At 59.0% G+C, this 23,042-nt stretch carries 17 protein-coding genes and 1 pseudogene; 16 read left to right on the forward strand and 2 right to left on the reverse strand.

Features of this window, described 5'->3' with window-relative positions:
- Positions 1 to 30: 30 nt before the first annotated feature.
- Entirely contained in the window at positions 31 to 1,197 is a 1,167-nt protein-coding gene (locus MLC70_RS07610; protein ID WP_248182705.1) for an isovaleryl-CoA dehydrogenase, read from the reverse strand.
- A 41-nt stretch (positions 1,198 to 1,238) separates the two neighbouring features.
- Positions 1,239 to 1,676: a MerR family transcriptional regulator gene (locus tag MLC70_RS07615; protein WP_248182707.1), complete on the reverse strand. Its 438-nt coding sequence runs from the start codon at positions 1,674 to 1,676 to the stop codon at positions 1,239 to 1,241.
- Positions 1,677 to 1,794: 118 nt separating this feature from the next.
- Here MLC70_RS07615 and MLC70_RS07620 point away from each other — a divergent pair, with 118 nt between their 5' ends.
- From MLC70_RS07620 to MLC70_RS07695, 16 genes and pseudogenes are all read left to right on the forward strand, one after another.
- Positions 1,795 to 2,556 (forward strand): SDR family NAD(P)-dependent oxidoreductase, encoded by a 762-nt coding sequence (locus tag MLC70_RS07620; protein ID WP_248182710.1) that lies wholly within the window; start codon positions 1,795 to 1,797, stop codon positions 2,554 to 2,556.
- A gap of 716 nt (positions 2,557 to 3,272) precedes the next feature.
- On the forward strand, positions 3,273 to 4,583 hold the full coding sequence (locus MLC70_RS07625; protein WP_248182712.1) for a nucleotide sugar dehydrogenase: 1,311 nt from the start codon (positions 3,273 to 3,275) through the stop codon (positions 4,581 to 4,583).
- Positions 4,584 to 4,676: 93 nt separating this feature from the next.
- Positions 4,677 to 6,161 carry a glycosyltransferase family 2 protein gene (locus MLC70_RS07630; protein WP_248182713.1) on the forward strand — a complete coding sequence of 495 codons (1,485 nt, stop codon included), beginning with the start codon at positions 4,677 to 4,679 and terminating at the stop codon, positions 6,159 to 6,161.
- 63 nt (positions 6,162 to 6,224) lie between these two features.
- Complete coding sequence (locus MLC70_RS07635) at positions 6,225 to 7,394, forward strand: PilZ domain-containing protein (protein ID WP_248182715.1); 1,170 nt, start codon at positions 6,225 to 6,227, stop codon at positions 7,392 to 7,394.
- A gap of 14 nt (positions 7,395 to 7,408) precedes the next feature.
- Entirely contained in the window at positions 7,409 to 8,785 is a 1,377-nt protein-coding gene (locus tag MLC70_RS07640) for a tetratricopeptide repeat protein (protein ID WP_248182716.1), read from the forward strand.
- Between the two features lie 5 nt (positions 8,786 to 8,790).
- Complete coding sequence (locus tag MLC70_RS07645) at positions 8,791 to 10,239, forward strand: alginate export family protein (RefSeq protein WP_248182719.1); 1,449 nt, start codon at positions 8,791 to 8,793, stop codon at positions 10,237 to 10,239.
- 9 nt (positions 10,240 to 10,248) lie between these two features.
- Positions 10,249 to 11,841, forward strand: coding sequence for a NosD domain-containing protein (locus tag MLC70_RS07650; protein WP_248182721.1), 1,593 nt, complete (start codon positions 10,249 to 10,251; stop codon positions 11,839 to 11,841).
- Between the two features lies 1 nt (position 11,842).
- Positions 11,843 to 13,261, forward strand: a complete 1,419-nt coding sequence (locus tag MLC70_RS07655) for an MBOAT family O-acyltransferase (RefSeq protein WP_248182722.1) — start codon at positions 11,843 to 11,845, stop codon at positions 13,259 to 13,261.
- Between the two features lie 11 nt (positions 13,262 to 13,272).
- Positions 13,273 to 14,424 (forward strand): alginate O-acetyltransferase, encoded by a 1,152-nt coding sequence (locus MLC70_RS07660; protein WP_248182723.1) that lies wholly within the window; start codon positions 13,273 to 13,275, stop codon positions 14,422 to 14,424.
- Positions 14,425 to 14,435: 11 nt separating this feature from the next.
- Complete coding sequence (locus tag MLC70_RS07665) at positions 14,436 to 15,089, forward strand: alginate O-acetyltransferase AlgF (protein ID WP_248182724.1); 654 nt, start codon at positions 14,436 to 14,438, stop codon at positions 15,087 to 15,089.
- Positions 15,090 to 15,154: 65 nt separating this feature from the next.
- A complete protein-coding gene (locus MLC70_RS07670; protein WP_248182725.1) occupies positions 15,155 to 16,510 on the forward strand; it encodes an alginate O-acetyltransferase AlgX-related protein in 1,356 nt (451 codons plus the stop codon).
- A gap of 32 nt (positions 16,511 to 16,542) precedes the next feature.
- The gene (locus MLC70_RS07675; protein ID WP_248182726.1) at positions 16,543 to 17,727 is read left to right on the forward strand and encodes an alginate lyase family protein; all 1,185 of its coding nucleotides are present in this window, start codon (positions 16,543 to 16,545) and stop codon (positions 17,725 to 17,727) included.
- An 82-nt stretch (positions 17,728 to 17,809) separates the two neighbouring features.
- The gene (locus MLC70_RS07680) at positions 17,810 to 19,273 is read left to right on the forward strand and encodes a mannose-1-phosphate guanylyltransferase/mannose-6-phosphate isomerase (protein WP_248182727.1); all 1,464 of its coding nucleotides are present in this window, start codon (positions 17,810 to 17,812) and stop codon (positions 19,271 to 19,273) included.
- A gap of 83 nt (positions 19,274 to 19,356) precedes the next feature.
- Entirely contained in the window at positions 19,357 to 20,712 is a 1,356-nt protein-coding gene (locus MLC70_RS07685; protein ID WP_248182729.1) for a phosphohexomutase domain-containing protein, read from the forward strand.
- A gap of 147 nt (positions 20,713 to 20,859) precedes the next feature.
- A complete protein-coding gene (locus MLC70_RS07690) occupies positions 20,860 to 22,011 on the forward strand; it encodes an acyl-CoA dehydrogenase family protein (RefSeq protein WP_248182730.1) in 1,152 nt (383 codons plus the stop codon).
- Between the two features lie 13 nt (positions 22,012 to 22,024).
- Positions 22,025 to 22,933: pseudogene (locus MLC70_RS07695) on the forward strand (acetyl-CoA C-acyltransferase); the annotation flags it as partial.
- Between the last annotated feature and the right edge of the window lie 109 nt (positions 22,934 to 23,042).

Here is a 23,042-nt window from a genome sequence, read left to right on the forward strand (position 1 = left end):
GTCCGCGCTAGGCGAACGAAGGAGCTGGCCTTACTTGTTCAGGAACAGCTCTCTGCCGATCAGCATGCGGCGGATTTCAGACGTGCCGGCACCGATTTCGTAGAGTTTGGCGTCGCGCAGCAGGCGGCCGGTCGGGTATTCGTTGATGTAGCCGTTGCCGCCCAGCAGCTGGATGGAGTCCAGGGCCAGTTTGGTGGCCATTTCGGCGGAGTAGAGGATCGCGCCGGCGGCGTCTTTGCGGGTGGTTTCGCCGCGGTCCGCGGACATGGCTACCATGTAGACGTAGGATTTGGCGGTGTTCATCCAGGTGTACATGTCCGCCACTTTGCCCTGGACCAGCTCGAATTCGCCGATGGCCTGGCCGAACTGTTTGCGCTCGCGGATGTAGGGAACCACCACGTCCATGGCCGCTTGCATGATGCCCAACGGGCCGCCGGAAAGTACCAGGCGTTCGTAGTCTAGGCCGCTCATCAGGACTTTGGCGCCATTGCCTTCGCCGCCGAGGATGTTTTCGCGGGGCACTTTGCAGTCCTGGAAGACCAGTTCGCAGGTGTTGGAGCCGCGCATGCCGAGTTTGTCGAGTTTCTGGTGGCGGCTGAAGCCGGGGGCGTCGCGTTCTACGATGAAGGCGGTGACGCCGCGGGAGCCGGCCTGGGTGTCGGTTTTGGCGTAGATAACATAGGTGTGCGCGTCCGGGCCGTTGGTGATCCACATTTTGTTGCCGTTGAGCACGAAGTGGTCGCCTTCGTCGCGGGCCGACAGTTTCATGGAGATGACATCGGAGCCGGCGTTGGGCTCGGACATGGCCAGCGCGCCGACGTGTTCGCCGCTGACCAGTTTGGGCAGGTATTTCTGTTTCTGTTCTTCGGTGCCGTTGCGGTTAATCTGGTTTACGCACAGGTTGGAGTGGGCGCCGTAGGACAGGCCGACGGAGGCGGATGCACGGCTGATTTCTTCCATGGCGATCACGTGTGCCAGGTAGCCCATGTCGGAGCCGCCGTACTCTTCACTGACGGTAATACCCAGCAGGCCCATGTCGCCCATTTTCCGCCACAGATCCATGGGGAATTCGTTGTTGCGGTCGATGTCTTCCGCCCGCGGAGCGATTTCCGCGGCGGCGAAGCCGTTGATCTGCTCGCGAAGCATGTCGAGGGTTTCGCCGAGGCCGAAGTTGAGCTCTGAGTATTGTGATTGCATGGTTGGCTACCTTGGTATTCCGAATTGATTAACGCGGGGGATCAGGCCCCGGCTTTTTCTGATGATGGCTGTTCAGTCTGTGACTCTTTACGTTTCTGAAGTTCCGCCAGGGCTTCGCGACAGCGGGTTTCCGCTGTTTCCATTTCCATTTCTGCCTGGGCGATGTCGTTTTTCTGCTGTTCCAGATGGGCGCGTTTGTTGTCCAGAATGGCCAGCATCTTCAGTAACTGTTTTTCGTTGCCCGTGAGGGTTTCGTCCCACAGATCGAACAGTTCCTTGGTTTCGGCGAGCGAAAAGCCCATACGTTTGCCCCGCAGGATCAACTTCAGCCGAACCCGATCCTTGGAACTGAAAATTCGTGTCTGCCCCCGTCGGGCGGGCTTCAGCAGGCCCTGATCCTCATAGAACCGGACGCTCCGTGTGGTAACGTCAAACTCCTTGGCGAGCTCACTGATGCTGTATGTGGTTTTATCTGCCATGGCGATTTCCTTTTTAGAGTAAGGTTAGATAAAGTTTACGTAAACGTAAAGTAAATTCTGGGTGTCAAAACCGGTTTTTTGAGTTGAATGATCTGACACAGTTTTCAAGGAGCAGACGATGGAATTTCAGAATGTACCGGCCATTGTAACGGGTGGCGCTTCCGGTTTGGGTGAGGGCGCGGCCCGTGCGCTGGCCGCCGCTGGCTGTAAGGTGGCGATTCTCGACCTGCAGAAAGAGCAGGGTGAAGCGGTGGCCCGGGATATCGGGGGGCTGTTCGTGCACTGTGATGTCAGCTCCCCCGAGAGTGCGGAAGCGGCGCTCACTGCCGCACGTGAGGCCCACGGCCCCTGCGGCATTGCCGTGAACTGTGCCGGTATCGCACCGGCGGCAAAGATTCTGGGCCGTGACGGGGTGATGCCGCTGGAGAACTTCAGCAAAGTGATTCAGGTCAACCTGATCGGTACCTTCAATATTCTGCGTCTGGCCGCCGCCGAGATGGCCCAGCGTGACGCCAACGGCGACGGCGAGCGGGGCGTGATCATCAACACGGCTTCGGTGGCCGCCTACGAGGGCCAGATCGGGCAGGCCGCCTACAGTGCGTCCAAGGGCGGGGTAGTGGCGCTGACGCTGCAGTCGGCGCGGGAGCTGGCCCGTGAGGGTATCCGGGTGAACACCATTGCGCCTGGGCTGTTCATGACGCCGATGATGGCAGGCATGCCCCAGGAAGTGCAGGACAGCCTGGCGGCGACGCTGCCGTTCCCGAAGCGTCTTGGCAAGCCAGAAGAGTTCGGCATGATGGTGGACCAGATGGTGCGCAACCCGATTCTGAACGGTGAGGTGATTCGTCTGGATTGCGCCCTTAGGATGTCGCCCAAATGATGGAATAAGGGGGGAATCAGAGCCGAATCAGGCTCTTGATGCACTGATTAACCTGCCCAGAGAAACGACAGGAGTGCATGGCGGCGCACCAGGACAGGGCCACAGCGTTTTCGCTACAGCCTTATACAACGCCTGCACTCGCGATTTGGTTCCATAAAAAAAATTGCGCTAAATTCGATTTGAAAATAAACAGCAAATTTTTTTTGCGATTACGAAATATGAAATCGCAATTTCCCTTCTCCTGAGTACCCCTGAAACGGCCATTGACTCGGTCGAATCCCCGATTAGTGCAGACGGGTCAAGGCACTAAGTCTTCCATGTAGACGCCAGATCCACGATGGATCCAGAGACATGTATTCACTATCGATATTTCTAATTATCTTTTCGTAACAGGTGTTTAACGTTTAGTTACGTTAGTTTTCTCTCCGTCGGAACGCAGCAGACGACGTGAGCCGGTACCTATTGGCTCGTCTGCGAACGCGTTCCCCCAATTCACGCTGGACGTTCGAAAGGGGCTTTTGACAGGCGTTTTTTTGAGCACTGTCAGGTTGCTCGTAAATGGACACCGACTGCGGAGAAAAGTTCCACAACGGTCTTGGTGTTCGTTAGCGAGCTTGCAATCCACCCCTTCTTGAGTGGGGCCAGTCAATCAGCAGTTGGATTCAGGACGATTCGTAAGCCGGATCGTTGGATGACCGTCAGGGGAGAGAAAGGATATGCGAGTCAGTATTTTTGGTTTGGGTTATGTCGGGGCCGTGTGTACCGCCAGCCTTGCTCAGCGGGGTCACCACGTTGTCGGCGTGGATGTTTCGCCGGTCAAGATCGATCTGATCAACAAAGGCAAGTCGCCAATTGTCGAGCCGGGGCTGGAGGAGCTGCTTCGGGCAGGTCGTGAGAACGGGTTTATCAACGGCGTGACCGACGGCCACGTGGCCGTTCAGGAAAGCGAGCTGTCGATGATCTGTGTCGGTACGCCCAGCAAGTCAAACGGGGACCTCGATCTGCAGTATGTGGAGAAGGTGTGCACCGACATTGGAACCGCCCTGAAGGACAAAGGCGACTGGCATCTGGTTGCCGTTCGCAGCACGGTTCTGCCCGGAACCGTGCGGGAGGTGGTCATTCCCGCGCTGGAAAAGGCGTCGGGCAAAACTGCCGGTGTGGATTTCGGGGTTTGCGTGAATCCGGAATTTCTCCGTGAGAGCACCGCGATTATGGATTATGACCATCCCCCAATGACCGTGATCGGCGAGCTTGACGACCGGTCGGGCGAGTTTCTGGCGCGGATTTACCAGGATCTGGACGCACCGATCATCCGCAAGCCGATCGAGGTTGCGGAGATGATCAAGTACACCTGCAACATCTGGCACGCCACCAAGGTCAGCTTCGCCAACGAGATTGGCAACATTGCCAAGTCCATGGGTGTGGACGGCCGCGATGTCATGGATGTGGTCTGTCAGGACAAGAAGCTGAACATCTCGCGCTATTACCTGCGCCCGGGCTTCGCCTTCGGCGGTTCCTGTCTGCCAAAGGACGTCCGTGCACTGACGTACCGCGCCAACCAGCTCGATGTGAAACACCCGCTGCTGAGTTCGATCATGAGCAGTAACAACGAGCAGGTTGCCCATGCGTTCAAGCTGCTTACCAGCAACGGCTGCCGCAAGATCAGCATGCTCGGCCTGAGCTTCAAGTCCAATACCGATGATCTGCGGGAAAGCCCGTTGGTGGAACTTGCCGAGATGCTGATCGGGAAGGGGTACGACCTGCAGATCTTCGACCGCAATGTCGATTACGCCAGAACGCACGGTGCCAACCGGGAATACATCAACCAGAAGATTCCCCATCTGTCGAACCTGATGCACAGCGACTTGCGCGGCGTGATTGATCACGGCGATGTGATCGTGGTGGGCAACAACGATGAGCTGTTTGAGACGGTGATTTCAGAAGTGCCTGAGGGCAAGCGCGTGGTGGATCTTGTGGGCTTCATGAAAACCACAAGCACGGAAGAGCTGGAAGGCATCTGCTGGTAAGGCTTCACCTCCCGTGTGCGGCCCTGACCGATTGTACGGTCCAGGGCCGCACACCCGGAAAACGTACGGAACGTAATTTCAGGAACGGACGGCATGTCTTATATCTCCGACAATACAGTGTCCAGAACCGGCGGGTGGCTGTTGTTTCTGGCAGCCCTTGGGGCGTTGGCGGTTTCCCTGCCCACCACCTATACGGTGAGGGGTGGCGCCCATTTTCTGCTGGTTATCGGGGTGATTGGTATCTGGCGGTATTCCATCGGTTTCATGCATTTTGTGCGGGCGATGTACTTTCTTAAATGGGTTTACCCGCGGCTACGCAGTAAGGCCCTGGCATTGGGTGATGATGCCGCGCCCTCCCATGTATATCTGATGGTTACCAGTTTCCGCATCGATGCGGGCACCACTGCCATGGTGTACGACTCAATCATCCGCGAGGCCGTTGAGTGCGGCTGGCCTACTACAGTGGTGGCCTCGGTAGTCGAGTTGTCGGATGAAATGCTGATGCGGGCCATGTGGCGCAAGCTCGATCCACCCGGTCACATCAAGCTCAAGATAGTGCGCATTCCGGGGACCGGCAAGCGCGACGGACTGGCATACGGATTCCGTGCCATCTCTCGTGACCTTCCTGATGAAAACGCGGTGGTGGCGGTCGTCGATGGCGATACCGTTCTTGAGCCCGGAGTTGTCCGCAAAACCGCTCCCTTCTTCCGGCTGATGCCGAACATCGGTGCGCTCACCACCAATGAGTTCTGCGAGGTGCGTGGCAGTTATCTGATGTCCGAGTGGCACAAGCTGAGGTTTGCCCAGCGGCACATGAATATGTGTTCAATGGGGTTGTCTTACCGGGTACTGACGCTCACCGGGCGCATGTCTGTGTTTCGGGCCAGCGTGGTGACCCGTCCGGAGTTCATCAGTGACGTGGAGTATGACTCCCTGAAGCACTGGCGCCTGGGTGAATTCCGTTTCCTGACCGGGGACGACAAGTCGAGCTGGTTCAGCATGATGCGCCTCGGCTACGACACCTTCTATGTACCGGACGCGACGATCCGCACGGTAGAGCACCCGCCCGATCCGAGCTTTATCCGATCGGCTCGACAGTTGATGTTCCGTTGGTATGGCAACTCGTTGCGCCAGAACTCTCGGGCCACGAAGCTCGGTCCGCGGCGCCTGGGATGGTTCACCTGGTACGTGCTGTTTGATCAGCGGATTTCGATGTGGACCAGCATCCTCGGGCTGTCGGCAGCCACGGTAGCGGCCATCAAATACTCCGGGATTGTGTTGGTGGCTTACCTGTTGTGGATCGGTTTAACCCGTCTGGTGCTGACGTTGCTGCTCATTACCACCGGGCATTCGGTTGGGCCGGCCTATCCACTCATTCTGTATTTCAATCAGATTTTTGGGTCGTTGGTGAAAATCTATGTGTTCTTCCGGCTCGATCGCCAGTCCTGGACGCGTCAGAAAACCCGTTTCAGTGCGGACAACGCGTCGTTCCAGCAACGCATGAATCGCTGGTCCTCGAGGGTGATGACGTTATCCGCAGGCAGCATTTTTCTTGCGGTGGTGATGAAGCTGGTCTGACGCCAGCGGGAAACTCTTCACTTAAACCAATGATGAACTGAAAAAAACACAAGGGTCAGAGCAATGAATACGGCAGCAGTTGCACCGCAATTTGTCCATGAATCCGAAGCACAGCGACAGTACGCCCGGGTGAGAATTCCGGCCAAGCTGTTCGTGAGTCTCGACGGTACCACCCACAAATTTCCGGTGGCCGATCTGTCCGCCGGCGGCTTCAGTGTCAACACCGGCCTGGAATCGTTCCGTCAGGGTCGGTTATACAACGGCCGCCTGGTGTTCAAGGTTGACGGTTTTGATCTGGCCATCGATGTCAGTTTTGTTCCGCGCAGTTTTGATTCGGCTAACGACCGTTGTGGGTGCGAGTTCCAGAACCTGGGTGCCCGGGAAGTATCGGCTTTGCGGTACCTGATAACCGCATTTCTCAGCGGAGAGGTCGTTTCTGCCGGGGATGTGCTCAACACCCTGTCGCGGGAAAACTTCACCCGGGCCCGCAAGGGTAAAGGCAGTAACGATCTCGGGTTCTTCGGGAAGATCCGGGCCATGCTCGGAAGCCTGATTGTGATGGCGCTGGGGCTTTCCGCGATCAGCTTCGTCGCCTCGGAACTCTGGGATATCTACTTTGTGACCAAGGCGGAATCCGCGATGGTCGCCTCCGAGCAGATCCCGGTCACTATTCCGAAAGATGCCAACGTGACCACCCTGGTCGAGTCCGGGCAGCAGGTCAAAGCGGGCGATCCCATCGCTACATTCGATGCCCCGATGTTGTCTTACGTGAACGATTTGGTGGGTGAAGGCAACTACAGCGTCGCGCAAATCGAAGAGCTTTTGGACCAACGGGTTCGTGGAACCCTGACCAGTCCCTGTGACTGCAAAGTGCTGAACCTCCGCGCCGCCGAAGATCAGTACATGAGTAAGGGAGAGCAACTGGCTGTTATGGCGCCAATGGACTCGTCCGCTCATGTGGTGGCCAATTTCCTGTTTGATCAGGGTGAAAAACTGGAAGAGGGGCAAAGCGTCACGCTGCGTCTGCCCAGTGGTGAAGAGCATGCAGGGCGCATCACGTCACTCTATGTCAGCACCCAGGCCCAGGGCGGTCCGATTGACGTGATCAGCGCATCTATCGAATCCACCGAACCACTGCCAATCGAGGCGATAGGGCGTCCCATTGGCGTAACGGTTGACCAGTTCAAGATGCCGAGTCTTGGGAAAGTCGTCGACCGGTTTTCGGAAGGCTGAGGGGGTTGCATAGCATGAATCGACTTGCGTGCGTAGTCAGCCTCCTGGGGCTTGGGCTTGCTGGCTGTGGCGGCTTGCCGGATCTCCAGCGGGCGGAGAAAGCCGCCATGGTGGGTGATGTCGAAGAGGCAAGGGCGCAGCTGATGGAGCTGGCGCAGTTTGGCCTCGCGGACGCTCAGGTTCAGCTTGGGGATCTTTACGCTGAGGAGGATACACCGGCCGCAAGGCAGCAGGCGCTGGACTGGTACCGGAAAGCGGCGGAGCAGGGCAATGACCGCGCTGCGATACGGATCGGTAAGCTGAATGCCCGGGAAGGCGATACGCCGGAGCAGAGAGCCAGCGGCGCCCGTTATCTGCGCAAGGCGTTGGCGGCGGGCGATAAAAGCGCCCTGATGCCGCTGGTGAACCTGTACATCAATTTTCCCAACGAGTTCCCCAATGGCGATCCGCTGAAGCTGATTCAGCAGGCGCGTGCCGCGGGTGATCCGAAGGGCGATGTGGCACTGGCCCGCTACTACGTATCGAGCGGAGAGTTCGACCGTCGGACCGACGAGATCGAGCAGCTTTGTGTGCCCATCGCTGAAGCTCATCCCGATTGCTTTCCGTTACTGGCCAGGGTCTATCTCGCGGGGCAACGGGACGCTGAGTTCAAGGCACTGGTTGAGCGCGCCACAGAGGCCTGGGAGCAGGGCGCGATTGAAGATCGCGACCTCTATCTGTTCGCCCGCTGGCTGTCTGACGATGAGTCACCCCGGAAGCAGGTTTCCACCACCAACCAGTTCTACCGGATGTTGACGCCCGATTACGTGCCGGCGCTGACCGCCCGCGCCAAGCTGATTATGGAGCACAACTATCTGGCGGAACCGGATGTGGTTATCGAGATGCTGACGCAGGCGAGGAACAGCGGCGATGTCAAAGCGGCTCTGTCGCTGGCGAGGGCCTACGAACGTGGCCGCATCGTGCCCGCCGACCCGGAGAAGGCGGTGCGTTACGCGATGGAAGCGCGGGAAAAGTATCCCTCGGCGGAGTACCTGCTTGGGCGGATTTACAAACGCGGCTATCTCGGCGAACCGGAACCTGACAAGGCCCGGCAGCACCTGCTGACGGCGGCCAGGCGGGGCTTTCCGAAAGCAGATTACGCCCTCGCCGAGCTCTATTGGGAAGGCAAGGGCATTGAGGTCAACTCGCTCTATGCCTGGAGCTTCGCCTTGTTGGCGTTGGATGGCGGTATCGAGCGGGCCAGAGAGTTGATGGTCGAAATGGTTCTGGACGTGCCCAAGCACATCAGAACCAGAGCGGAGGCTTTGTACAAGCAAGAGCGTGATGCCCGCCGCAAAATGCTCGCCCAGGGTGCCCCCGGGGCGGCAAACAACACAGAACAGGGAGGATAAGCTCGATGCAGCTTAGGAAACATTTCCAACTAACACGCCTTGCACTGGCTGTCAGCGGCTTGGCGTCCCTCGGTGCAGCGCCGGTCCTGGCACAGTCAGGCGGAGCGTCGGACACGCAGCTCGGCCAGAGTTACCCGCAACTGATTGAGCAGAATGTGAAGTCCAAACTCAGTTTCATCAGCGAGGGGGACCGTCGTCTCGGACTGGGCGAGAACGGTGCGACCAAATCCAACGAAGCCGGACTTGATATCAAACCGGAGTGGGTGTGGCAGTTGTCCCCTCACTGGCGTTCGAAGCTGCGCCTGCAGGCCTTTGCGGCAACAGGGCAGGTCGATGTGAGTGACGAGATCGGCGGCACCACCACCGACGGCTTTGTCGCCATGCGTGAGGCGTGGCTGGATTATAACGGTCTCAGCGATTACCCCGGTGAATCTGTCCGCTTCGGTCGTGAGCGCCTCAAGGAAGACAGCGGTATGTGGTGGGACGACGATATCACCCTTGTTCGCTGGATTTTCAACACCTCGCTGCTGGAGAGCACCGTGGGCGTGGCCCAGAAATTGGCTGAGCTGCGAACAGACAACAACGAGCTCCAGGACGATGAGCAGGACATTGCCCGCTTCTTCGCTCAAACCCGCTGGCAATGGAAGAAAGGCCACTACCTGGGCTTTCTCGCGACTCATGGTCAGGGCTATGGCGACCAGGCCGAGGAGTACGCCGGTCGTGGCCAGACACTGGATCGCAGTTTCACCGATTCACTGACGTGGGCGTCGCTCCAGGCCGACCGAAGCTATTTCGACTGGCGTTCTCACGATGCCATCCAGTATTTCGCCTCCGTGGCCGCCGTCACCGGCTCGGATACGGTGGTCGGACCGGATGCCAGTGCCGCCAATGGCGTCAGTGCCAGGGATCGGGATGTGTCGGGGTGGGCCGCGGACCTTGGTGCCCGCGCCCAGTTGCTGGATACCCCGCGCTGGGTCATCGGTGCACACGGGGCGATGGCCTCCGGCGGCGAGGGCCCGGGCGAGAGTGATGCGTTCCAGCAGACCAGCCTTGAAAGCAACCGTTCCAGGTTCACCGGCACGCGTTCCCAGGTGCAGCGCTTTGGCGAAGCCATTCAGCCGGAATGGAGCAACCTGCAGGTGCTTACCCTCTATACCGCGCTATCGGATCGGGACACGTGGGATGCCAACGTGCTGTATCACCGTTACTGGCTGAGTGATCAGAACGGAACCGTGCAGAGCGATCTGGTGGAACCCGGATTTACCGGCAGCAGCGATGATCTCGGGCAGTCCGTGGATCTGGTGTTGGCTTATTACGGAGACAGTGCCTCAACCTCCTGGGCAGCAGTTGACGTGCGGTTACGTGGCGGCGTGTTCATGCCAGGCGATGCCTATGGCGATGACGTGGACGACTCCCGGCATCGGGTGGTTGTGGACGTATCGAAGCGGTTCTAAGGAGAACTCATGAAAACCCGATATACCCGATGGGTCTTGTGCTTGCTGATGACGTCACTGGTCATGCCGGCGTCCGGCTTTGCGGCCGCGGTTGCAAGCAACGACAGGCCGGCGACACCGCCACCGGCTGTTGCGCCGCTGATCGAAGACTACAGCATTGAAATGATGTCCGGCGAGAAACTGTATCTGCCAGATCCTGATATTCCGGATGCGTCGGCGTTCAACCGTGAGGCCATTGAAGAGAAGCTCGCCGGCCGTCCCGACGGCACACCGAGTGTGTCGGTGGAGCGAATCGGTGGCGTCAGTGCGTTGGGTGACTTCGTCGACGAGGGCCGAGCGCGGGAATGGGTTGTTCGTCAGTTTTCCCACCCCCAGGCAATCCTTGTCAACAGTGGCAAGGTGACTCTGGACGATGTCTATCGCCAGGTGGATGACCCGCGCTACATGGAACGAATGGAAGACGGCGCCTATATCATCCGCCTGCCGTTGGCTGTGCGCCAGGACGCCACCCTGGTGATGCGCGACCAGACTCTGAGGTTATCCGAAGAGCGCGGTGCTTTCATCGCTAACGACGGCTGGCTGTTTGCCATCGACAGCAACATCGTTGGCTGGCGAGAGCAGGCGGGGGGACCGGCGACGTTCCAGGAACACGAGAGCTTCCGCCCGTTTTACGTGGGATGGGGTGGCAGCGAGAACTTCATTCTGGGTACGACCATGGCGAACCTGGGCTACCTCCAGAGTAAGTCCTACGGTTTCACCGTGGCCCAGTACTCCGAGTACGACAACGCCCGCCTCAATCGGAGTGCGCCGCATGCGTGGCTGGTCGATTCCACCTTCGAGGATCTGTATTACGGGTTTTACTGCTACGAAGCGGAAGACGTGGCGATCGTCAATAACCTCTATCGCGACAACATCGTGTATGGCATCGACCCCCACGATTACTCTGAACGGCTGCTGATTGCCAATAACGAGGTTTATGGCACCCGCGAAAAGCACGGAATCATCATTTCCCGTGAGGTGAACAACAGCTGGATCATCGGAAACAAAAGTTACAACAACGGCCTGTCCGGCATCGTGCTGGATCGCCAGAGCAGCAACAACATCGTGGCTAACAACGTGTCGTACGACAACCAGGGTGATGGCATCGGGCTCTACGAGTCACCGGACAACCTGCTGTGGGGCAACCGGGTGATGAACAACCTGCGTAATGGCATCCGGGTCAGAAACAGCAGCAATGTGGATGTTTACCACAACGTTGCCGTGTTGAACGGCACTTGGGGTATCTACGGCCAATTAAAAGACCTGTCTGCGACCGATCGTAACTTCAAAGAAGATTTCTACAGCTACGAGGTGTCGATGAGAGTCGTGGGTGGCGAGTTGGCGTCCAATGCCAGTGGCCCGCTCTCCACTGACAATCCGGCCTACATTTCCATCTATGACGTCGGGATGCGTTTCCCAAGGTCGAATGTAGGTATTCATTTTGAGGGGGTGTTGGGGGAATACCAGGCGAAGATTTTTGACGCTCTGAGAAACCAGAACCGTGCGGTTCACATTGAGCCCTCGGCCGTGGTGTCGGGCCAGGTCACGCAGGCGGAGAACTGACATGGTGTTCTCATCCAATATCTTTCTATTTCTGTTCCTGCCGGCGTTTCTGGGTATCTATTACCTGACGCCGTTCCGGCATCGCTCGCTGGTTATTCTGGTTGGCAGCTACGCCTTCTATGCCTGGTGGCGTGTGGATTTTCTGTTGCTGTTTGTGGCGGTCACGCTGTGGAATTATCTGATGGGGCTGGCCATACACCGTGCCGGCGTTGGCACTGCGAAGGCGCGTAGGTGGGTGGCTCTCGGGGTCGGTGGCGATCTCGCTACACTGGCCTATTTCAAGTACGCCAACTTCGGCATCGACAGCCTGAACAGCCTGCTGGTGTCTGCCGGCAGTCAGCCTCTGGAACTGGCCAGTATCATTCTGCCCATCGGCATCTCTTTTTACGTGTTCCAGGCGATTTCCTATGTGGTGGACGTGTACCGCGGGGACACGGAACCGACGCGACGGTTTGTGGATTTCGCCGCGTTTATCGCGCTGTTTCCCCAACTCATTGCCGGTCCCGTGTTGCGCTACAAAGACCTGGCGGATCAGTTCACCTATCGCACCCACACGCTGGACAAGTTCGGTGAGGGCGCGGTCAGGTTCATGCAAGGTTTTATCAAAAAGGTCTTTATTGCCGACTCCATCGCCCCGCTGGCAGATAGTGCCTTTGCATTGTCCGATCCCAGCACGGCCGACGCCTGGCTGGGCTTTCTGGCTTACACGGCGCAACTGTACTTCGACTTTTCCGGGTATTCGGACATGGCGATTGGCCTGGGACTGATGATGGGGTTCCGTTTTAACGAGAACTTCAATCAGCCTTACGTCAGCCAGAGCATTACTGAATTCTGGCGCCGCTGGCACATCAGCCTTTCAACCTGGCTGCGGGATTACCTCTACATTCCCCTTGGCGGTAACCGCAACAGCACCGTTCAGACCTATCGCAACCTGCTGTTGACCATGTTGCTTGGTGGGCTATGGCATGGAGCCAACTGGACCTTCCTGTTATGGGGCGCGTGGCACGGTCTGGTATTGGCGGTTGAACGTGCATTGGGGGTGTCGGGGAGTCCTTCCGGGTTCCGGCTGTTCCGTTGGGCGCTGACGTTTCTGATCGTGATGCTCGGATGGGTCACCTTCCGTGCCAGCACCCTGACCGAAGCGTTCGGGTTCTATGGCGCCATGTTCAGCTTCGACGGCGCGGGCCTGAGTGATGTGTACGTGCAGGGCATGCGTGATCTCAATCTGGCGATCCTGGTGCTGGCTTACGGCGTGATCGCAATGATGGGTCTGAAAGACCGGCTGGCGCGCCGAGGCATTGGTCCGCTGGTGTCCGGTTGGCGGTCTGCTGCGGCGCCGCTGCTGGTTCCGGTATTTGCGTTGGCGGTCTTGAAGCTGTCCGCGGAAAGCTTCTCACCGTTCCTGTATTTCCAGTTCTGAGGATGAGCTCGATGACGAAAGCCTCTGCAAAAATCACGGCGGTTCTATTCATAGCGCTGGTACTGGCTTTGGGGCTGCTGTCGTTCCGGCCGCTGCTTGGCTATGAGGCCAACACAGACCTCAGTCCGGTCAACGGCGAGCTTGCGCGCAGCCTGGAAGACCACTACGACGATCAGTTTCCTGCCAAGGACCTGGGGACCAATCTCTGGGCGGCGATTAACTACACCCTCTTCAGTGAGGGGCGAAAGGGTGTCGTGGTTGGTCAGGATGAATGGCTGTTCAGCGATGAGGAAATCTACCCGGCCAGCCGCGAGGGGGATGTGCCTGACCGCAACCTGAAACGAGTTCAGCAGGTTGCCGATTACCTGCTGGCCGAGGGCATTCCCCTGGTCGTGCTGGTGGTGCCGGCCAAGGCGCGCATCTACTCAGAGAAGCTTGGCAGCACCCGCCCTGAGGAAGTGATGGTGTCGCTGTATGACACATTCCTGCGGTCGCTCACGGCCGCGGGTATCCCGGCTCCGGATGTGCGGCCTGCTATGGAGCAGGCTCAGCGCAGCGGCGAGTCCGTGTTCCTGAGAACCGATACTCACTGGTCGCCGAGTGGCGCCGACCTGTTTGCTGAGCGTGCCGCCGGCTATATCCGGGACCGGTTCAATGGTCTGAGCTGGGACGAACAAAGCTTTTCCACGTCGATTGGTGAGCCGATGCCGCACCGGGGCGACCTGCTGAACTACATTCCGGTGGATCCGGCGTTCACTGACTTCGGCCCGGCACCGGATGAGCTGATCCCCAGAACCACCCGCGTGAATCGGGGCGGCCAGGCGGACGCCGGCGCCCTGTTTGGCGATGACGCAACCAGCGCAGTGCTGGTGGGCACCAGCTACAGCGCCAACCCACTGTGGGATTTTGCTGGCGCGTTGCGAAAGCATCTGGGCCGGGACCTGATCAACGTGGCCGAAGAGGGCGACGGCCCCATCGTGCCGATGATCGATTATCTCAACTCTTCCGACTTCCGGGATCAGCCTCCGCAATTGGTGATCTGGGAGTTCCCCGAGCGTTACCTGGCGCAGCCGCTGGAGTCCGAACAGGCTCAGGCCTGGTTCCGTCAGGCCGAAAACCTGCTGGCCGCGACCGCGGATAGCCGTTCAGAAACCAACCCCTGAGGATGATGAAAATGAAAGCACTGATACAAACCGCTTTTTTTGTCCTGATCAATGGCCTGCTGATTGCCATGAGCACGGCCCAGGCCGGAGAGGATGCTCTTTATGCGGCGGATGCGCCAGACGGAGCTGCCTTTATTCGCGTGGTCAACGCCGACGCCAGTGGTGCGGTGGCGGAAGCCTCCGTCGGTGGCAAAGTCATCAAGGAAGTGGAGCCGCTGGAGGCGAGTCCTTACATCTACCTGGCTGAGGGCCGTTATTCGGTTGACGTTGACGGCCAACAAGTGCCCGTGACCATGAAAAAGAACGAGTTCTACACCGTCGTTGTGCTCGCCTCGGGCGACACGAAGGTTTTGAAAGACGTCAGCTTTGACAATCCACGCAAGGCGCTGTTGTCGTTCTATAACCTGACCAGCACCGGCGGAGTGGCGCTGAAGACGTCCGACGGCAAGGTCGCTGTTATTGACGAGGTGAGCTCTCTGGACGTGGCCAACCGTGAAATTAACGCGGTGACCATTGAACTGGGCGCTTTCCTCAACAATCAGGCGCTGGCGAAAACCAGTGAAGTCAAACTTCAGCGTGGCAAGGTATTCAGCATCTTCGCGATTGATGTGGGTGGAGAGCCCCGGCTGGTGGTTGCTGAAAGCCAGGTGGACACGTCGGTATGAAAACGGTGTATGCGGGATACCGACTGTGGTCTTGGTTGCTGCTCTTGGTTCTTGGCGGTGCGGGAATGAGTGCCCACGCCGCCGGAGCGCCGGAATACGATATCGAGCGTTGTTGCGACCTCTGTCCGTTGACGGCGTACCCCGAGAGCTACGACACCAGTTACCTGAAAAATTTCAAAATGCTGGTGCAAGGCAAGGACGGCTGGCTGTTTCGCTCAGAGGCGGAGCTGGTTGAGCAGTACGGGCCGGATCTTGAGGGGCTGAAACGCCTGCAGCGTTTTGCCCGCCACTTGAAGCAAACCACCGGTACCGAAATGGTGATGGTGTTCCAGCCCACGAAGGGGCTGGTCCACCCGAATCATTTACCGTCGATTTCACCGGTGCCCTTCAGCTGGAGTGTGGCCCGTCGGAGCTACACCGACGCGCTGGAGCGATTTCGGCAAGCCGGACTTGTGGTTCCGGACTTGACCCCCTTACTGAATGAAAGCACGCGGGAGGACGCGTTCTATTTCAAGCGTGACCATCACTGGACACCCTATGGCGCCCGCCGGACCGCGAAACTTGTGGCTGAGCGGATCCGGCAAATGCCCGCCTATCAGTCGCTGTCGCAGCAGGAATTCGTGACCCGACGGTCCGGGCTGATCAGGAAGGATGGTTCGCTGCAGGATGCCGTGAAACGGATTTGCGGTTTCGAGTATGGCTCACAGTACGTGGACGAATTCCGTACCGAATCCGCCGGCACCGGACAATCGTCGGAAGCCAGCGCCCTGTTCGGTGACCAGGAAATGCCGCCGATCACGCTGGTGGGGACCAGTAACAGCAAGGGTGCCCACGACTACAACTTCGTGGGCGCTCTGCAGGAGTTCCTCGGGGTGGAGGTGCTCAACGCCGCGGTGGCCGGCGGCAGTTACGACGGCTCGATGTTCGAGTATCTGCTCTCTGACAGTTTTCGTGAGTCGCCACCGAAGATTCTGATCTGGGAGGTGCCCGGCTATCACAACCTCGACAGCGTGGAATTCTATCGCCAGGCCACACCCATGATCAGCGGCGCCTGCGAGACCCAACAGCCGGTTCTGGAGAGAACCACCGCCATCAAAGCTGGCACCAATGAAGTGCTTTACAACGGGGGCGGCCAGTTCATCGAGATGCCGAGCAATGAGTACGTGGTCGATCTGCAATTCAGCGATCCCGCGGTGAAAGAGGTTGATGCCTTCATTTGGTACGTCTTCGGCCGGAAGGATCGGGTCGACATGGAGTACGGCGCGAGGGTTGAGACACCCGGTCGTTTCGTGTTCGAGCTGCCCGAGGGGCCCAACTGGAACGATGAGATGTTCATGTCGCTGGACCTTGAGCTGAAACCTGAGCAGGTCTCGGAGGATCTGACAGTGACCGCAAAAATCTGCCGGCGTCAGGACGTCTGACCGACATTCATTTGATGCAAGAAGGGGTGGACATGCAAATCCAACGACACACCGATCGCAGGCAATGGCGGCGTTTGCTGCTGTCTACTGCGGTCTCCACGGTGTTCTTTACCGGTGCCGTAAGTGCGGGGCAATGTCTGAATGGGGAACTGCGCGCGCCCGTGGGTTATTACCAGGGGCCAGCAGAGAAAGATGGCGGCGATTACGACTGCGAGCGCGTGGAACCTCATGAGGGTTCGCTGTCGCTGACCAGCAAGTATCGGGGCAGTGACAACGCACGGAACGAGCTCAACAAGGACGCCTACGAGGAGTACAAACAGGCGACCCGTAACGTGCGGCGGTTCGAGAAAGTGGTGGTTGCTGCGGCGGACGATTACCAGATCGACGGTGACGGCCCGGCGGCTCTCGATTGCGTCATGGACAATCTGGATGCCTGGGCGCAGGCCGATGCGCTGTTGACCGACGACATAAACCACGTCGGTCAGGCGGTGCGCAAATGGGCGCTGGCCGCTTCCGCGAACGCCTACACCCGCATGCTCGCCTCCGCGCCTGCGGAGGCGCTTGACTTGCGACGCACGGGTCGGATCGAAACGTGGTTCCGTAAGCTCAGTGACGGTGTGCGCGGCTATTACACCGATCGGGAGCCACGCAAAGTCAACAACCACGACTACTGGGCAGCCTGGGCCGTGCAGTCTTCGGCGGTTGCAACACAAGACTGCGGAGATTGGAACTGGTCCATGGCCAAGTTCGATGAAGCCATGGGCCAGATCAATCGCGACGGTTACCTGCCGAAAGAGTTGAGCCGTGAAACCCGCGCCCTTGAATACATGAATTACGCCATGCAGCCGCTCACCATGATTGCGGTGCTTGCAGAAGTGAATGGCGTGTCGGTTTACGACCGCTACAGCGACGTGTTTGCGCCGATGGTGCGGAATGTGATTTCAGGGCTGGAGGATCCGCAGCGGATTCGGGCGATCACCGGCCATGAGCAAGAGGTTGACGGCCTGTATGAGGCCTGGTCGCTGGCCTGGATGGAACCCTGGCAGGCGACTTGGGGCGCGATGGAGGGTATTCCGGAATTTCTGGACGAGCTCCGGCCCATGAAGTCCACCCGGCTGGGTGGCGACATTTCCTATCTGTACAGAATTAACCCGCTGTGGCCAGAAGGCTCGCAGCCTAATCCACCCAGCAATATCTGGCTAACCAAAGGTTGGTAACGGGCGCTGGTTTTTACGAGGCGCCGGTTAATCAGAACCGACGATTATGCTGTTCGTCACATCAGAGCAAAGGAGCAATAACATGATTCCAGTCATACTTTCCGGTGGTAACGGTTCACGACTTTGGCCCCTGTCGCGGCAGGCTTATCCCAAACAGTTTCTGCCGCTAGTGGCCGAGCAGAGCATGCTGCAGGAGACACTGTGCAGGCTGCCAGTCGCTGAGGTAGAGGCCCCGGTGGTGGTGGCCAATAACGAACACCGCTTCATCGTCAAAGAGCAATTGGACGCCATCGGTCGCAAGCCGTTGTCGATACTGCTGGAGCCGTTTGGTCGAAACACGGCACCCGCAGTGGCGCTGGCCGCCATCGAAGTCGCGCGGCAGGATCCTAAGGCCATTATGTTGGTGCTGCCGGCGGACCACGCCATCGAGGATGTGGAGGCCTTCCAGCATGCAGTGGCCAGAGGCCAGGATGCGGCCAGAGCCGGAGGGCTGGTGTTGTTCGGGATAACCCCCACCCGCCCGGAAACCGGATACGGCTACATTGCGGCGGGTCAGTCGGAGGGCGCACCCGGGGCGGCCCGCCCGGTATCGCGCTTCATTGAGAAGCCCGATGCGGAAAAAGCCGCGGCCCTGCTGTCTGCCGGTGGCTACTACTGGAACAGCGGTATGTTCATGTTCCGGGCCGACGCCTACCTGGCTGAGCTCAAGAAACACAGCCCGGACATTTACGACACCTGCCTGCTGGCCGCCCGCAGCTTTGAACGGGATATGGAGTTCACGCGAATTCCCGCCGAAATTTTTGAGCATTGCCCGGATGACTCCGTCGATTATGCGGTGATGGAGAAAACCTCCAAGGCGGTGCTGGTGCCTATGGACGCCGGCTGGAGCGATGTTGGTTCCTGGTCAGCCATATGGGATGTCAGCGACAAGGACGAGGACGCCAATGCCATTCTGGGCGATGCCTGCATGGAAGACAGCAGTAATTGTGTGGTGCACACATCGGACAAGCTGGTGAGCATGCTGGGTGTGCAGGACCTGGTGGTGGTGGACACCAAAGACGCCTTGATGATCGCCCACCGCGACAGAGTGCAGGATGTGAAAAAGCTGGTGAATCGGCTAAATGCCGAGGAACGTCCGGAAACCCGCAACCACAGGCAGGTGTTCCGTCCGTGGGGCAGTTACGACAGTATCGATAGCGGCAACCGCTTTCAGGTCAAGCGCATTACCGTCAAGCCGGGGGAACGCCTGTCTTTGCAGAAGCATCACCACCGCGCAGAACACTGGATCATTGTGCGCGGCACAGCTGAAGTCACGCGTGGAGAGGAGACATTTCTGCTGTCAGAGAACGAATCCACCTACATTCCCATCGGTGAGGTGCACCGGCTTTTCAATCCCGGGTGCATCCCGCTGGAGCTGATTGAAGTCCAGTCCGGTGCCTACCTCGGTGAAGATGATATCGAGCGTCTGGATGATCGTTATGGGCGTGCGACACCGGCACCGACGGTTGAGGAAGAGCAGATCCCTCTGATGTCGGAAAAGGTGTAACTGCGGCCGGGTCCGCCGGGTCGTTGCAGCGGCGTGGCGGACAGTGCTTCACCCCTGACCAAAGGTTTAATGGAGAAACCGTTATGGACGTGTCCTGTTTTAAAGCTTACGACCTTCGTGGCCGGGTGCCCGACCAACTCAACCCCGAGTTGGCCGAAAGGATCGGGCGATCCTACGTAAGGCTGACCAACGCCCGCCGGGTGGTTGTCGGATACGACATCCGCTTGTCGAGTCCTGACATTGCGGCGGCCCTGAGCTCGGGCTTGATGGCGGCCGGTGCAACGGTGTACGACATCGGCCTTTGTGGCACCGAGCAGGTCTATTTTGCCACCAGCCACTACGATATGGACGGTGGCATCATGGTGACGGCCAGCCACAACCCGAAGGATCACAACGGAATGAAGCTGGTCGGCCGTGAATCGCGCCCCATCAGTTCCGACAACGGCTTGAATGCCATTCGCGACAGGGTCCCGCTGCCGTTTGAAGATGCGCCCGTGCGAGGGCGCCTTGAGCACCTCGACGTTGAGGCGGACTACATCAAACACCTGCTCGGCTACATTGATGTCAACGCGATCAAACCCCTCAAGGTTGTGGTGAACGCCGGAAACGGCGGCGCCGGCGAGGTCATTGATACTCTGGCGCGCTGGCTGCCGTTCGAGTTCATCCGGCTCCACCATGAGCCAGACGGGCAGTTCCCCAATGGCGTGCCAAATCCGTTGCTGGAGGAGAACCGGGCCATCACCGCGGAGGCGGTTGTGCGTGAGGGCGCGGATATGGGCATCGCCTGGGATGGCGATTACGACCGCTGCTTTTTCTTTGACGAGAACGGTCGCTTTATCGAGGGCTATTACATTGTGGGGCTTCTGGCAGATCAGTTTCTGCGCAAAGCCGGCAGAGGCAGAGTCATCCACGATCCCCGGCTGACCTGGAATACCCGGGAAATGGTCCGGGCGGCGGGCGGCATCCCCATTGAAAGCAAGACCGGGCACGCGTTCATCAAGCAACGTATGCGTGAAGAGGATGCGCTGTATGGGGGCGAGATGAGCGCCCATCATTATTTCCGCGACTTTGCCTACTGTGACAGCGGCATGATCCCCTGGCTCCTGGTGGCTGAACGCCTGAGCCAGACCGGTCAGACCCTGTCATCGCTGATCGACGCCCGCATCGACGCGTATCCGGCCAGCGGCGAAATCAATCGCACCATTGCTGATCCGGCCGCACTGATTGCGCATATCGAGGACATCTACGGTACGGATGCGGAGTCGGTCAGCCACGTTGATGGACTGAGCGTTGAGTTCGAACATTGGCGCTTCAACCTTCGGATGTCGAATACCGAGCCTCTGGTGCGACTGAATGTGGAGTCGCGGGGGGATAAAGCTCTGATGCAGGAAAAGACGGCGGAACTATTGGAGGCGATGGAGCGAATGAACAAGGCCTGAGTGTCGGCATGGGCACCGGGCCGGGCCCGCCGGCGTGTCATTTTTTATCAAATTATCTGCACGGTTATGTCATGGCGCTCGGCTTCGGACTGGGACAGACTGATCATCGACGATCCAGTTTGAACCGTTCACCAGCGGGAGCGCCCCATGACCAGCGTTGTTGATAAAGAAGAACTCGACATGTTCCGGGAGTCTGTCATCAAGGCTCTGGAAACCGAAGTGGCCCCGCACTACGAGGCCTGGGAAAAGTCTGGCATTGTGCCGCGTGAGCTCTGGAACATCCTGGGCAACGCCGGCATGCTGTGTGTGGACGTGCCCGAGGAGTGTGGTGGCTGTGGTGCACCGTTTCAGTACTCGGTGGTGGTGGGCGAGGAAATGGCCCGGATGGGTTTCGGTGCGCTGTCCACCAACGCCATGGTGCACTCGGACATCGTAGCCCCGTACCTGAGTCACCTTGGCAACGAGGCGCAACGCCAACAGTGGTTGCCGAAAATGGTCTCCGGTGAGGCGGTGGGTGCAATCGCCATGACCGAACCCGGTGCCGGCAGTGACCTGCAGGCGATTCGCACCAGCGCGGTGAAAGTCGGGGAGGATTACATCCTCAACGGTTCCAAGACCTTTATCACCAACGGTCAGCACGCCGATATGGTGATTGTGGCGGCCAAAACCGATCCCAAAGCCGGTGCTCGGGGCATCAGCCTGTTCCTGGTGGATACCTCGTTGCCGGGCTTCAGCAAGGGCCGTAACCTCGACAAGATTGGCCAGCACTCCGGTGATACCTCGGAGTTGTTTTTCGCCGACATGCGCATTCCCGCCTCGGCCCTGCTGGGCGAGGCGGGTCAGGGGTTCCTGTACCTGATGCGTGAGTTGCCCCGCGAACGCCTGGTGATCGGCGCCCTCGGCGTTGCCGCTGCGCGGGGTTCCCTCGACCTGACCATTGCTTACGCCCAGGAGCGAGAACTGTTTGGCCAGAAACTGGCCCAGTTGCAGAATACCCGCTTCGAAATTGCCCGCATGGAAACGGATTACCGCATCAACAAGGCGTTTGTGGACCAGTGCATCCGCGAATACGAGGACGGTAGGCTGGATGCCCCCACCGCGTCCATGGCCAAGTACAGTGCCACCGAGATGCAATGTAGGGTGGCTGACGGTTGCCTGCAGCTGTTCGGTGGCTACGGCTACACGACGGAATACCCGATTTCGCGGAACTTTATCGATGCCCGGGTACAGCGCATCTACGGTGGAACTTCAGAAGTGATGAAAGAGATCATTGCCCGTTCGGTGCTGGGCAAAGCGTGAGTGAGGAAAGGATATGAGCGATAGCAGCGTAGTGATTGCCGGTTCCGCCCGCACCCCCATGGGCAGCATGATGGGTTCGTTGAGTTCGGTTCGTTCCCCGGCACTGGGGGCGGTGTCGATCAGGGCTGCGATCGAGCGTTCCGGGATTCAGCCGGCCGATATTCAGGAAGTAATCATGGGCTGCGTGTTGCCGGCCGGATTGGGGCAGGCACCCGCGCGGCAGGCTTCTCGTGCCTCTGGCGTCCCTGACAGCAGCGGTTGCACCACCATCAACAAAATGTGTGGCTCCGGTATGCAGGCGGTGATCATGGCCCACGACCAGATCCGAGCCGGTACCAACCGCATCATGATTGCCGGCGGCATGGAAAACATGAGCCAGGCTCCGTACCTGTTGCCCCAAGCCCGTGGCGGTATGCGCATGGGCCACGGCCAGGTGATGGACAGCATGTTCCTGGACGGTCTGGAAGACGCCTACGAGGGCGGGTTGATGGGAGTGTTCGCGCAACGCACGGCGGACGAGTACGACATCAGCCGCCGGGCTATGGACGAATTCGCCATCGCTTCGCTACAGAAGTCCCTGGCGGCCATCGAGAACGGCTGGTTCCGCGATGAGATCGTACCGGTCACGGTCGCCGGCCGCAGCGGCGACACCGAGGTGGACATGGACGAGCAGCCGGGCAACGCCAAACCGGAGAAAATCCCACACCTGAAGCCGGCCTTCGCCAGAGGTGGCTCGGTCACCGCCGCCAACTCCAGTTCCATCAGCGACGGCGCTTCCGCCCTGGTACTGGCCTCCGCCGCCGAAGCTGACGCCCGTGGCCTGACACCCCAGGCCCGCATCGTCGCCCACGCCACCCACGCCCGGCTGCCGGCCGAGTTCACCCTGGCCCCCATCGGCGCCATCGAGAAGGTCCTGAAAAAAGGTTCATCGCGGGTTAGCGTGAAAAAGTAGGAGACGGCGGTAAAACCGGTTAGTTTTGAGTTCGCCAAAACAACAAACCTGACCGACTCACCGCCGTCCCTATGAATGC

The sequence above is a fragment of the Marinobacter goseongensis genome, from assembly GCF_023156235.1.
GTDB classification, from domain to species: Bacteria; Pseudomonadota; Gammaproteobacteria; order Pseudomonadales; family Oleiphilaceae; genus Marinobacter; species Marinobacter goseongensis.

Coding starts and splice junctions, on each gene's coding strand:
- MLC70_RS07610 (WP_248182705.1), bottom strand. CDS start 1,197: ATGCAATCACAATACTCAGAGCTCAACTTCGGCCTCGGCGAAACCCTC.
- MLC70_RS07615 (WP_248182707.1), bottom strand. CDS start 1,676: ATGGCAGATAAAACCACATACAGCATCAGTGAGCTCGCCAAGGAGTTT.
- MLC70_RS07620 (WP_248182710.1), top strand. CDS start 1,795: ATGGAATTTCAGAATGTACCGGCCATTGTAACGGGTGGCGCTTCCGGT.
- MLC70_RS07625 (WP_248182712.1), top strand. CDS start 3,273: ATGCGAGTCAGTATTTTTGGTTTGGGTTATGTCGGGGCCGTGTGTACC.
- MLC70_RS07630 (WP_248182713.1), top strand. CDS start 4,677: ATGTCTTATATCTCCGACAATACAGTGTCCAGAACCGGCGGGTGGCTG.
- MLC70_RS07635 (WP_248182715.1), top strand. CDS start 6,225: ATGAATACGGCAGCAGTTGCACCGCAATTTGTCCATGAATCCGAAGCA.
- MLC70_RS07640 (WP_248182716.1), top strand. CDS start 7,409: ATGAATCGACTTGCGTGCGTAGTCAGCCTCCTGGGGCTTGGGCTTGCT.
- MLC70_RS07645 (WP_248182719.1), top strand. CDS start 8,791: ATGCAGCTTAGGAAACATTTCCAACTAACACGCCTTGCACTGGCTGTC.
- MLC70_RS07650 (WP_248182721.1), top strand. CDS start 10,249: ATGAAAACCCGATATACCCGATGGGTCTTGTGCTTGCTGATGACGTCA.
- MLC70_RS07655 (WP_248182722.1), top strand. CDS start 11,843: ATGGTGTTCTCATCCAATATCTTTCTATTTCTGTTCCTGCCGGCGTTT.
- MLC70_RS07660 (WP_248182723.1), top strand. CDS start 13,273: ATGACGAAAGCCTCTGCAAAAATCACGGCGGTTCTATTCATAGCGCTG.
- MLC70_RS07665 (WP_248182724.1), top strand. CDS start 14,436: ATGAAAGCACTGATACAAACCGCTTTTTTTGTCCTGATCAATGGCCTG.
- MLC70_RS07670 (WP_248182725.1), top strand. CDS start 15,155: ATGAGTGCCCACGCCGCCGGAGCGCCGGAATACGATATCGAGCGTTGT.
- MLC70_RS07675 (WP_248182726.1), top strand. CDS start 16,543: ATGCAAATCCAACGACACACCGATCGCAGGCAATGGCGGCGTTTGCTG.
- MLC70_RS07680 (WP_248182727.1), top strand. CDS start 17,810: ATGATTCCAGTCATACTTTCCGGTGGTAACGGTTCACGACTTTGGCCC.
- MLC70_RS07685 (WP_248182729.1), top strand. CDS start 19,357: ATGGACGTGTCCTGTTTTAAAGCTTACGACCTTCGTGGCCGGGTGCCC.
- MLC70_RS07690 (WP_248182730.1), top strand. CDS start 20,860: ATGACCAGCGTTGTTGATAAAGAAGAACTCGACATGTTCCGGGAGTCT.